Below are 12,127 nucleotides of genomic sequence, written 5' to 3' on the forward strand. Positions count from 1 at the left end.
CGTCGGACTACGGGAGGGTAGCGACGGGCACGGTCATGCCTCGGTTACCGGAACGGCCCTCGTGCACAACCGTGTAAGTGAAACGCCTGTGGCCCCTCGACCGGCGGGGTCGAAGGGCGGAAGTGTCAGGACGTCGACAGGGGATCGAGCGGAGTCGCTCGCCGGTGCGCGCCTCGATCGGGCGCGTGGATAGAATCCAGCCTACGGTGCATGACAGCTTCCTTCTGTCGTGTGCCCAGACCCCGGATCGGTGTTCCCGCACCGGCCGGGGTCGAACTGTTTTCAGATGATCTTGGGATGGTCCCACGCGAGGTGGGGGCGGTCAACTCGAACACGCGTTCGTGCGCGAAGTTTGGACGACTCCTGGCCTGCGAGTGTCGAGTTCGGGCTGGGGCCCAGTCGGAACGCGAATAGCTGGGGCGATGGCACGCCCTTCCGACTTCATCAAGCAACTCACGTCGACGACGATCTACCACCCCGACGGGACGACGGAGACACGGAAAGCTCCTGCCGTGTGGACACTCGCCCACCGTGGCTTCAGCGGATCCGGTCGCCTCGATGTGTGGGTCTTCCGCGCCAAGGGTGCCGCGCTGTATGCCGGCGCCGTCCTCGCGATGGAGCGAGAAGGACGACGATCAGGGGTGCGAACACGACGATGCCGATACCCACTGCCCGGCAGGCAAGGTCGAATAACTTGCTGCCCTGCAGGGATTCCGATGGAAGTGACGATGGCTGTCACATAGACGAGAAGTCCCACGAGCTCGCCGGAGTACCACGACCGCGTGGGATCGGGGGCGACCCGGTCTCTGCGATCACTTACGGTGTGCCCGTATCCGGGACCAGATCAGCTCCAGCACGATCGCCAATCCCAGCGTCGCCACCATTGCGGCAAACGTCTGCGGGGCGGTCCGCAGGGTCTGCACCACGAATACGACGAGCACGATTACGGTCAACGCGATTCCGGTGACGAGGATGCCGGTTGCCGCTGCAATCTCCCGCCGGAGCCGGAAGGCGCCGATCGACGTGACGAGGAAGATCGCGAGGGCCACCACACTGCCGAGGGAGGCGATCGCGCTCAGATCGACGGACAGGGCCAGAACCAGAATCAGTGCGGCTGAGATGGTCAGCCCTCGGGTGCCACCGACCCATGCTCGACGACCGAATACCGGTGGGAACATGCCGGATTCGGCCAGCTTTCTGGTGGATCCGGCAGCCGCAAAGAGGTTGGCGTTGACCGACGACGAGGTCGCCAGCAGTGCGGCGAGGGCCATGATCGCGAAGCCGGCGTCGCCGAGAGCGGGTTGGGCGGCCACGGCAAGGGCGGTCTCGCCATGCGCGATGACCTCGTCCACCGGCAGCGTCCCGAAGACTCCGACGGAAATCAGAATGTAGAGGGTCACGGTGATGCCCAGCGACAGGTACATCGCGCGGGGCAGGTTGCGGTGCGGGTCGGGAAGGTCCCCGCCGGTGAAGCTGACGACGGTGAATCCGAGGTAGGCGAAGAACGTCAGTGCCACACTCGACACGATGTCCACCGTCGGGGGATAGGTGGAGGGGGCGAGCAGGGCTGGTTCGAGGTCCGCGAGGGTAACCACGATGAAGACCGCGAAGACGGCCAGCAGCAGCACCACGATCGTGGTCTGGACTCGATCGATGAAGGTTGCGCCGGCGATGTTGACCGCGACCACGAGCACGATCACTGCGGCCGTGAGGACCTTGCCCCACACGACGGAGTCGTCGAAAAACAATGCGGCACCATAGCTGCCGAACGAGACGGCGACCATCGCGGTCACGATGAGAGCGGCGAAGTAGAGAAGCCAGGAGGCAATGGCGGTGGTGTGGCCTCGACCGTACGCCTGCAGCAGGAAAGTCACGATGCCACCGGAGGACGGATATCGCGCACCGAGCTTGGCTACCGCATAGCCCTGCAAGGTGGCCACAATTCCCGCCAGCAGGAACGACACCCACACAGCCGACCCGGCCACCGCCCCGGCCTCGCCGAGGAGCGCGAAAATCCCCGCCCCGACCATCGAGCCGACCCCCAGGAAGGCGGCACCGCGCACGGTCATCGACCGCACCGCCACCGAATCGTCTCTCCCTGCGCCGGCCGCCCCGTCGCCGCCGGGCACCTGAGAAGCCTTCTCGTCCATGCCGTCCATAGTTCCCCACGGCAGGACCGTCGGAATCGGGTTTGGCCACCGAAAGATCTGCATGGTGTCGACCGTGCTCACCCTGGCGCTTCCGGGGATGGGTCGTGCTCGATGCACGATCCCGGCGGATCCGTTCGGCGAGACCGTTGATCACCGACACCGAATCTTCGGATCCGCGAGACGAAACGCTCATTCGTCCCGAAGCCGGCAGCGGTCGTATTTACCCGAATTCGCTGCGGCGTCCGGCTGAGCAGGCGCAAGATTCGGTAGTTGCGGGCATACGGGAAATGCGGCGATGAGCGGCCTGGGGAGGACGACCGTGGTCGATGAAATCCATATCGCGGAACTCGAGCGGCGATGCCGATGCCGTGAACGGTGCGGCTGCGGTCTCGCTCGTCGAATGGCCCGATGGCGCCGAGGAACAGAGCACCTACACCGACACCGCAGGTCCACCACAGGGGCGCTCGATCGCGCCGTGACGAGGAAGGCACTGGGATGACATGCAACCTCGGGGCTCACAGCGCCCGGCACCGGATCTCCCACAGGTGGATCTCATGAGTGCCCCGGACATCCCGGCCGACCGGCCGCCCACCGAGTCGAAGGCACGGACCCGCGTTCCGGCCGGGTCCTGGATCTCGTGGCTGGCTCTGGCGTTGATGACCACCAGTTCCGTTGCCAGTCTGCGGCCGTCGCCGACGATGGCCGTCTACGGTCTCGCCTGCGTCTTCTTGTACGTGGTGCCCGCGATCGTGTTCCTGCTCCCGACATCGCTGGTATCGGCCGAATTGGCGTCCGGATGGGAGGGCGGAGTCTACAACTGGGTCGCTCTCGGGATCTCCAAGCCGATGGGCTTTCTGGCGGTGTGGTGCCAGTTCGCGATGACGATCTTCTATTACCCGAGTCTGCTCGGATACGTGGCCAGCACCCTCGCGTACGTCATCAATCCGGCTTTGGCCAGTAGCGGCGTGTGGACCGCCCTGGTCATCATGATCTGCTACTGGTCCGGGGTCTACATCTCCTCCCGCGGCACCAAGGGCGTTGCGGGCCTGGCCAGCGGCGGACTGATCATCGGCACCCTGATCCCGGGGGTGCTGCTGGTGATCCTGGGCGCCGTCTTCCTCGGGCAGGGGAACCCCTCGGCTGCTCCGATGACGGCCGATCATCTGCTGCCGGCCTGGGCCGGACTGGCCAGCCTGGTGTTGATCGTCAACAACTTCCTGTCCTACTCCGGGATGGAGATGAACGCCGTTCACGTCTCCTCGTTGCGCAACCCCGCCAAGGAATTTCCGAAGGCGATGTTCTTCGCGATGGGGCTGGTGCTGTTGATCTTCATCCTGCCCGCACTGGCCATCAGCTGGGTGGTGCCCGCCGAACAGCTGTCCCTGACCGCCGGTGTGATGCAGGCATTCGACGCCGTGTTCGCACAATTCGGCTGGCAATGGCTGACCCCGGTGATCGGAATCATGCTGGTGGCCGCCTCTCTCGGCGGCATGCTGACGTGGTTGGCGGGCCCCTCGAAGGGCCTGCTGCTGATCTCTCGGCAGGAAGGCTACCTGCCGCCGTTCCTGCAGCGGGTGAACAAGCACGGAGTGCAACAGAACATCCTCGTCACGCAAGGTCTGGTCACCACGGTGATCGCCCTCTTGTACGCGTTCATCCCGGACGTGTCGAGCACCTACTGGATCTTCTCGGTGATCACCACCCAGGTGTATCTGATCATGTACCTGCTGATGTTCGTCGCCGCGGTCCGGCTGCGCCGCAAGTTTCCCGACCACCCCCGCGGCTACCGGGCTCCGATGCTCGTCGGGCTCTGCGGCGTCGGCTTCGCCGCCTCGCTCGCTGCTCTGCTCATCGGCTTCATCCCGCCCTCGCAGTTCAGTTCCGGCAACGCCGGGGTCTACTTCCTGATCGTCGCCGCCGGCGCGCTCGGCCTCGGCCTGCTGGTGCCCTACCTGTTCTACAAATCCCGCAAGCCTTCGTGGAAACAACCCGAGGAGAGCTCGTCATGACCACCGCGGAGGAAACATGGAATCGCCGTGACCGCATGATCATCTACGGGGTCGTCGCATTTGTCATCGTCATCCTCACCGTCATTGCCCTGCTCCTGTTTCCCTATGTCTCGTCGAGCCGAGAAGCCGAGGCCAAGGCCGACCAGCTCATCGCCGCCCTGGACCAGGCCGGCGCCCGCACCCCCTCGCGCGACCAGATCGTCAGGGTGCTCGGCGAAGACGGCGGGGCCGTCTGCGCCAATCCCGATGCTCCGTTGACCCGCGCCACCTTGCTGTCCCAGATGGTCAACGGAGCAGGCGGACCGGGCACCCGACCGGTCATCGTGGACGATCGGGTCGTTCAAGGAGAACTGCTGATCATCGAGATCTACTGCCCCGAAAAACTACCCGAGTTCCAGCAGTTCGTGGACGACCTCGAGACCAGCGATGTGGCAGGGGAGTAACCGATGGATCTGACCGAGCGCATCAGCGATCTGATGCCGCAGGTGAAGGAAGAACTGACCGAACTCGTCGCGATGCAATCGGTGGCCGATCCCCGCCGATATCCTCCCGAAGAATGTCACCGTGCGGCGGAATGGGTACGGCAGAAATTCGACCGACAAGGCTTCGCAGATGCCCGCCTGGAAGAAACCGCCGACGGAAGTCACGCCGTGGTCGGGACGAGGCGATGCTCGAACCCGCAGGCCCCGACCGTGCTGCTCTACGCCCACTACGATGTCCAACCCCCGCTCGACGACACCGCTTGGGACACACCACCGTTCCAGCTCACCGAGAAGAACGGGCGCTGGTACGGACGCGGAACCGCCGACTGCAAAGGCAACATCCTCGTTCACCTGACCGCGCTGCGAGCTCTCGGCGGTGAACTCCCCGTGCACCTCAAACTCGTGGTCGAGGGGTCGGAGGAGCAAGGCACCGGCGGCCTGGAAGCGTTCGTCCAGGACAACGCAGATCTCCTGCGCGCCGACGCGATCCTCGTGTGCGACACCGGCAATGCCGACGTGGGAAGACCCGCCGCCACCGTCAGCCTGCGCGGAATGGTCAACGTCGTCGTCACCGTCGAAGCGCTCACCTCCGAGCTGCACTCCGGCATGTTCGGTGGGGCCGCCCCGGACGCCCTTGCCGCTCTGGTCGCCATGCTGGCAACCCTGCGAGATGCCAAGGGCAACACCACTATCCACGGTCTGGACAACAACCAGACCTGGGCCGGCGAGCGCTACCCACCGGAACAGTTCCGCACCGACGCCGGCATGCTCGACACCGAATCCGTGCTCGGCGACGGCACCGTCTCCGACATGCTCTGGGCGCGTCCGGCCCTGACCATCCTCGGCATCGACTGCCCGCCGGTGGTCGGCTCGGCGGCGGCGATCGCGCCGCGGGCCCGCGCCCGCCTGAACCTGCGGATACCCCCCGGACTCGAAGCCCCACAGGCACAGAAGGCCCTCATCGACCATTTGCGTGCCGCCGCCCCGTGGGGAGTCGCCGTCGAGATCGAGGTGGAAGCCTCCGGATCGCCGTTCCGGGCCCGCACCGACGGACCCGCCTATCAGGCCCTCGCGGCAGCCATGCAGCAGGCCTACGGTCGGCCCATGGTCATGCTGGGACAAGGCGGATCCATCCCGTTGTGCAACGTCCTCGCCGACACATACCCCGACGCCGAGATCATCTTGATGGGCGTCGAAGAACCACGGGCCCTGATCCATGCCCCCAACGAAAGCGTCGATCCCGCCGAGATCGCGGCGATGTCGGCGGTCGAAGCCCAATTCCTGCAGAACTACGCGAGCATCCATCCGTGAGACGAAGGAAAGGGAACGATCAGGTTTCGAGGTATCGCTGGTCCAGCACGGTGCGTAGAAGGAACCGCAGGGGCAGCGGTACTTCTCGTCGTCGTGTCCGAGTGCTCGTTGTGAGCAGGTGCGGCGCGACGATTCTGCTACCGCCAATGAGCCGAAGTTCCTGCGATAGAGGCATGATTCGGCGCACACTTGCCTCGTCGCGTCCGTTGGCAAAGGGAGACGAACTGTGTCACAGCATGCGCGTACCGATCAGGAAAGCATGTCCGTCAAACAGGGGATCGCCGCGGGAACCTCGGTCGGGGCCGCAGTCATCATGGTTACGATCGGTGTCCTGCAGTTCTTCCAGGGACTTGCCGCGGTGGCCGAGGACGAACTGCTCGTCCAGGGCCAGGAGTACACGTTCAAGTTCGACTTCACAACGTGGGGATGGATCCACATCGTCCTCGGTGTGGTCATGGTGGTCGTGGGCATCGCCTTGATCACCGGCGTCACCTGGGCGCGGGTGGCGGCGATCGTCATCGCGGCGTTGTCGATCCTGGCGAACTTCATGTGGCTGCCGTACTACCCGGGGTGGGCGATGGCGATCATCGCGCTCGACGTGGTGGTGATCTGGGCGATCTCGACCTGGCAGCCGCGCGCCGACTACCGCTGAGTCGAAGACTCCACCCGGTAACCCGCTTGTCCGATGCGCACTACCGGGAATCGGGACCGGGGCAGTTGTTGCTCCACGCCGATACGCTCGACGGCCTCGAACGACTCCTCGACGAGGTTCCGGTCGCCCCCGGCAGCGGCCACCCCCGCACCGCACATCATGCGTCAAGGTCCGTACGTTGTCTTCCTCCCACCCCCCGCCGGCCGACCGACGGTATTGCTCGTCACCCGGGGCACGTCCGGCGCTCCCGCCGACCGCACTTGCCGGCATCGTCGCCGGCTCCGGCAGAAAGTCCGGGGACCGGTGTGTCCTCGTCTGTCGCATGCCGGACGGCCGTGCCGCCGACCGGCTGTCAGCGCAGCGAAACAGCAGATGCGTGCCCGGGCGGTGCGGGGACCGGTGAATTCCGAGGGGATGCAGGAGGGGTGCGGGACTGCCGCGCTCCTCCCGAACCGGAACTCGTCGTTGCCAGGGGGTGCCGGTGACTTTCCCGGCCACCGGCGGTCGGCGTCGGTCGACCGTCAGCGTCCCTGCGCGACCGTCGGCGGCGCGGGGTCGGCGCTCGACCGGATGGCCGAACCGCCGGAGCCTGCATGCAATTGCGCGCGAGCGTGACGCTCGACGAACAGCGGGACGAAGTCTCGGATTCTGCAGTCGATGTACCGGGCATGGATCTCGGCGACGAGGGCCTCGATGTGCTCGGACGGGATTCCGGGGAACTGACTACGCAGGTTGTCGAGCACACGGACGATGGCCTGGTCCTCGGTGGTACCGTCCATCGGTCCAGTCTGTCACCACGGGGTTGTGGTGCACACGGTTTCGTTCACCGTGACCGCCCGGGCGATGCCCGGGCGGTCACGGTGAACCGGGCCCGCGGATCGGGACTTCCTTGGTATCGAGACGGCCCACGCCGCCCGTCCGTAATGGATCGACATGCCAGTCCAAGGTGTCTCACCAGTTGATTCTGAATCTGCCGTGTCAAAACATCAGTACGAGAACAACCTTCGGAACCATCCGGTCGCGGGCGCGCATCGTGAGCCTCAGCGGCGCAACGCCGCGGCGGAGATCGGTAAGCCCGCCGCGGCGAGGCGGTCGCATACGTCGGCCGGCGTGCCGGGCGGGTTACGCCACGCTGCGGCAGTAGCGCTGATCGCCTGGTGCACCCGCGCCCCGTCGAGCGTGAACAGGTCCATGACGAACTCGTCCGGGTGCAGGGCCTCGATGCCGAACTGGGCAAGTTCGGTATCGGGGAAGTCGCGCAGGTTCGCGGTGACGATCACCTGCGCTCCGCAGCGGATCGCCGCGGCGAGTACATGCCGGTCGTCCTCGTCTGGCAGCCTCAGGGCCGGGATGAGTGCTTCGTACCCGGTGACCCGGCAGTCCGGGACGGCTCGGTTCATCAGCTCCCGCAGCCTGGCCAGGGTTTCGGTGGGGATGTCCGGTCGGTCGGCGGCGAGATTGCGGAACGTCTCGTCGAGAATCCGGTCGGTCCACCGGGCGTGCACCAGCCCGGTCTGGGCCATGCGAATCAGCACGTCGCGAAGCACGTTCGGGTACAGCACGTTCGCGTCGTAGAGGACGGTGAAGGTCACGTCAGTAGAGTCCGAGGTCTTCGGACAGGGCAGCGAGATCGTCCGCGGCCCGCCGCGCATCGCCCTGCTGGGTGCGTCGGTACTCGAGGAGCGAGGATGCCAGGATCCGGCGATGCCGGCCCACCAGCCGGTACCGGATGAGGCCCTGGTCGAGGAGTTTGATCACGTGCGGGCGCGACACATTGAGCAGCTCGGCGGCCTGCTGGGTGGTGAGCTCTGCATGCGCAGGGACCACGGTCACGCCCTGGCCGGCTGCCATGTTCGCCAAGACGTCTTTGATCAACTCCAGGGCGGAACTCGGCAGGTGCACGGACTCCGACGTGCCGGCGACGGTGACATCGAACGTGTCGGCACTCGGTTTCACGTCCCGAAGAGCGTTCAGCGCCTGCCGTGCCTGTTCCTGCTCCACGGCACTCGGATGTTCGATCGCGGACATACCCCACCTCCTCCAAGCGAAATATACGCAGCAAACGAAACAAACGCAAAAGTGGGCGGTGTTCGAGTCGCAAGCCCGCCGTGGTGGAAATCTGCCCGGCCCGCTGTGCTCGGGTTCGGGTTCGGTTTCGTGGGTGTGCTGTTTGACGATCGCCAAGCAGCACACCGATCGACCGGGGATCGGGTTCTTCCAGAAACAACATGGAGGCGGTGACGAGCGCCCGGAACGGCCATGCGGCGCTGGCCGCTTCCGAGGAGCCTGTCGACCATCTCGGTCACCGCTACGCTCACGGCATTGTCGGAGAGGAGGCAGCGTGACTCTGAGATTCACACACATGGTGGGCGGGGCTTGTGTGCTTGCAGCGGTCGTAGCAGCGCTCACTCTCGTCGTCGACGACACGGACAACTACCCGAGCGAGGAGCAGCAAACCGCCATGTCCACGTACGACAACGTGCCTTCCGACTACGATCCCTCGGTCGAGGAACCTGTGATCGAGGATGGAAAGCCGGAACGCGACGAGGACTTTGCGAGGGATGCCGCCCTGGGCAGGCATCCCGATGATCAACCTGTGCCCGGCGGGGGAAGCATCACCGTCACCATGGGACAGACGGTGGGGACGGTTCGGGAATGGCACGGCGAGCTGGGGTGGGGAGTGTTGGACTCTCCCGACACCCCGGGCGGTTGCTGGGTGTACTGGAGCACCATCGAGGGAACCGGGTTCCGTGCCCTGAGCGTAGGGGCGACGGTCGAGTTCGGCTGGGAACTTGCGCAGCAGGACGGATATTCGTTCCGGGCCACCCGCGTCTACCCGCGGGATCAGTGACCGGCGATGACCCCAGGCTACGAGGACCAGCAGCTGGCGTGGCAGGTGGACGACGCTTCCAGAGGACGCGCACTTGTGCGTTCCGGTGGCCCGAGCGCGGCCTCGATGGGAAAATGCGAAGGCTCCCGCAGGCAGGACAAGCGGAGGAGTTCAACGTTGGAAGCGGAGCTCCCATCGTCCGGCTGGACGGCCGAACGGCTGTTCGCCGGCCCGGGCGACGCCCGCGAGCGGCACCGGAACACCGATTGGTCGGCGACCGCACTCGGGCCGGTGGAGACCTGGCCGATGGAACTGCGGATGGCGGTGAACACCGTGCTGCCGTCGGAAGTGCCGATGCTGGTGTGGTGGGGGCCGGAACTGATCCAGATCTTCAACGACGCGTTCGTCCCCATCCTCGGCGACAAGTACCCCGCTGCGGTCGGGCAGCGGGGCGCGGACTGCTGGCGGGAGATCTGGGACGCGGTCGGCTCCCTCGCCGAGGAAGCGTGGGCCGGCCGGGCCACCTTCACCGAGAACGAACGGCTGTTCCTGCAGCGCCACGGATTCGTCGAGGAGTCGTACTGGACGTTCTCCTACAGCCCGATCTTCGACGACACCGGAGCCGTGGCGGGGGTGTTCGTCGCCACCGCCGACACCACCGCCGCGGTGCTCGGTGATCGTCGCAGCGAGGCGATCAGCCGACTCGGGACGGTCGCGATCACGGATACAGGCCATTCTGTCGTCGACATCTGCGAAAAGGCACTGGCGGCGGTCGCCCCGAGCGGGGCCGACGTTCCCGTCGCGGCGGTCTACCTCGACACGCGTACCGAGCACCCCGATCGGGCCGCACCGCACGCCTGGGATCGGGTCGCCGACCTCGGGACGATCGGCGACGTCGACCGGCTTCTCGGGCCCGATGTTCAGCGGGTCCTCGACGAGGTAGCGAGGAGCCGCGAACCGCTCGTCGTCACCGGTGTCGCCGAACGCTCGCCCGGCGTCGTCGACCCCACACGCCTGCTCGGCGCGCAACCGCTCGACACGGTGGTGCTGCTACCGCTGACCGTCCCCGGCCGCGCCACCGCGATCGGCGTGCTGGGGGTCGGGCTGAACCCCAACCTGGCGTACGACGACAACTACGCCACCCTCGTCCAGCTGATCGCCGCCAGAATCTCGGGTCTGCTGCGCGACAGCATCGCCTTCGATGCCGAACGTCGCCGCGCCGACGCACTCGCCGAGGTCGGCAGGGCCAAGACCCGTTTCCTGGAGACGGTCAGTCACGAGTTCCGCACCCCGCTGGTACTGCTCCTCGGGCCGCTGCAGAGCCTCCTCGACGACGCTGCCGCCCTCACCGCCGAGCAGCAGCGATCCCTCGAGATCGCGCGGCGCGCAGTGGGGCGCTTGCAGCGACTCGTCGACGTTCTGCTGGAAGCGACCCGCGCCGAGTCCTATCAGGTGCGTCCGCGTCTGCGGCCTACCGACGCGGCGGCGCTGACCGCGGCGTGTGCCGAGCTCTACGAGTCGATCGCGCGCACCGCCGGGCTGACTCTGGTGACCCGGATCGACGATGCGGCTGCAGAGGCGATCGATCTCGACCCGGAGATTTGGTCGCACATCGTGTTCAACCTGCTGTCCAATGCCGTCAAATACACGCTCGCGGGGTCGATCACCGTCGAGTTGCGCGTCGACGGCGACCGGTTGGTGCTGTCGGTGACGGACACCGGGGTGGGGATACCTCCCGACGAGGCGACCCGGGTCTTCGAACGATTCCACCGGGTGGAGGGCACGGCCGGTCGCAGCGGTGAAGGCGTGGGCCTGGGCTTGTCGCTGGTCTCGGACTGGGTGCAGGCACTCGGCGGGACGGTCGCGGTGACGAGCGAGGCCGGCACCGGGAGCACGTTTACGGTCTCGGTGCAGCGCGTCGTGCGCAACGCGAAACCTGTTGCAGCAGATGATGTTCCTGCCGCTCTGGGTGAGGCTTATCTCGCCGAGAGTTCGCAGTGGATGGACGAGCCGATCGAAGCCGGCGCGGCGGAAACCGCCGGTGACCGGCCCCGCATCCTGGTGATCGACGACAATGCGGACCTGCGGAACTACCTGAGGAAATTGCTGCGCGGACAGGATTGGCACGTCGAGACAGTGGCCGACGCGGGAATCGCGCTGCAGCGCATTCAGGATTCGCCGCCGGACCTCGTTCTCAGCGACGTCATGTTGCCCGGCCTCGACGGACTCGCGTTGCTGAAGCAGTTGCGTAACGATCCCGCCACCGCCCGGCTGCCGGTGATTCTGTTGACCGCGCGCGCCGGAACCTCGGCGGCGGTCGGTGGTCTGCAGGACGGCGCCGACGACTACATCACGAAGCCGTTCGAGCCCGACGAGCTGATCGCCCGGGTGCGGGTGAATCTGGAACTGTCCCGTTTGCGGGAAGAGATCATCGCGATGAAGGAACGCGAATCAGGCCAGCTGCGTTCGGCTTTGGAGAGCCGAACCATGCTGAGCGAGGCGGTGGGTCTGATCATGGCGACGTTCCGGTGCGACGCGGATACCGCCTTCGAGAAACTCGTGGCCTTCTCGCAGCATCGCAATGTCAAGCTGCGCGTGATCGCACAGGAGATCGTCGAGGCCCACACCTCGTCGGTGCGCGAAGGGGGCTGATCGGGACGACTCCGTTCCGTGTGGATCCGTGGCCGCCGGGC

At 66.1% G+C, this 12,127-nt stretch carries 10 protein-coding genes; 6 read left to right on the plus strand and 4 right to left on the minus strand.

Annotated features, from left to right (window positions below; translation table 11 throughout):
- Positions 1 to 812: 812 nt before the first annotated feature.
- The gene (locus ACWDTS_RS26990) at positions 813 to 2,150 is read right to left on the minus strand and encodes an APC family permease (RefSeq protein ID WP_420751530.1); all 1,338 of its coding nucleotides are present in this window, start codon (positions 2,148 to 2,150) and stop codon (positions 813 to 815) included.
- A gap of 554 nt (positions 2,151 to 2,704) precedes the next feature.
- Here ACWDTS_RS26990 and ACWDTS_RS26995 point away from each other — a divergent pair.
- From ACWDTS_RS26995 to ACWDTS_RS27010, 4 genes are all read left to right on the plus strand, one after another.
- Entirely contained in the window at positions 2,705 to 4,159 is a 1,455-nt protein-coding gene (locus ACWDTS_RS26995) for an APC family permease (RefSeq protein WP_248673804.1), read from the plus strand.
- A complete protein-coding gene (locus ACWDTS_RS27000; RefSeq protein ID WP_248673803.1) occupies positions 4,156 to 4,602 on the plus strand; it encodes a flagellar basal body-associated FliL family protein in 447 nt (148 codons plus the stop codon). Before ACWDTS_RS26995 ends, ACWDTS_RS27000 begins: the two co-directional genes overlap by 4 nt.
- A gap of 3 nt (positions 4,603 to 4,605) precedes the next feature.
- The gene (locus ACWDTS_RS27005; RefSeq protein ID WP_420751528.1) at positions 4,606 to 5,952 is read left to right on the plus strand and encodes a dipeptidase; all 1,347 of its coding nucleotides are present in this window, start codon (positions 4,606 to 4,608) and stop codon (positions 5,950 to 5,952) included.
- Between the two features lie 259 nt (positions 5,953 to 6,211).
- On the plus strand, positions 6,212 to 6,604 hold the full coding sequence (locus tag ACWDTS_RS27010) for a DUF7144 family membrane protein (protein WP_420751527.1): 393 nt from the start codon (positions 6,212 to 6,214) through the stop codon (positions 6,602 to 6,604).
- Positions 6,605 to 7,125: 521 nt separating this feature from the next.
- Here the strand turns inward: ACWDTS_RS27010 and ACWDTS_RS27015 are convergent.
- The 3 genes from ACWDTS_RS27015 to ACWDTS_RS27025 form a co-directional block, all read right to left on the minus strand.
- The gene (locus ACWDTS_RS27015) at positions 7,126 to 7,383 is read right to left on the minus strand and encodes a three-helix bundle dimerization domain-containing protein (RefSeq protein ID WP_420751526.1); all 258 of its coding nucleotides are present in this window, start codon (positions 7,381 to 7,383) and stop codon (positions 7,126 to 7,128) included.
- 261 nt (positions 7,384 to 7,644) lie between these two features.
- Positions 7,645 to 8,196, minus strand: a complete 552-nt coding sequence (locus ACWDTS_RS27020; protein ID WP_420751525.1) for a PIN domain-containing protein — start codon at positions 8,194 to 8,196, stop codon at positions 7,645 to 7,647.
- A 1-nt stretch (position 8,197) separates the two neighbouring features.
- Positions 8,198 to 8,632 (minus strand): helix-turn-helix domain-containing protein, encoded by a 435-nt coding sequence (locus tag ACWDTS_RS27025; RefSeq protein WP_420751524.1) that lies wholly within the window; start codon positions 8,630 to 8,632, stop codon positions 8,198 to 8,200.
- Positions 8,633 to 8,945: 313 nt separating this feature from the next.
- Between ACWDTS_RS27025 and ACWDTS_RS27030 the strand changes: the two genes are divergently transcribed.
- Positions 8,946 to 9,455 (plus strand): hypothetical protein, encoded by a 510-nt coding sequence (locus tag ACWDTS_RS27030; RefSeq protein ID WP_450111346.1) that lies wholly within the window; start codon positions 8,946 to 8,948, stop codon positions 9,453 to 9,455.
- 156 nt (positions 9,456 to 9,611) lie between these two features.
- The gene (locus ACWDTS_RS27035) at positions 9,612 to 12,086 is read left to right on the plus strand and encodes a response regulator (protein WP_450119387.1); all 2,475 of its coding nucleotides are present in this window, start codon (positions 9,612 to 9,614) and stop codon (positions 12,084 to 12,086) included.
- Positions 12,087 to 12,127: the final 41 nt, after the last annotated feature.

It is taken from the genome of Rhodococcus sp. NPDC003383 (genome assembly GCF_053589115.1).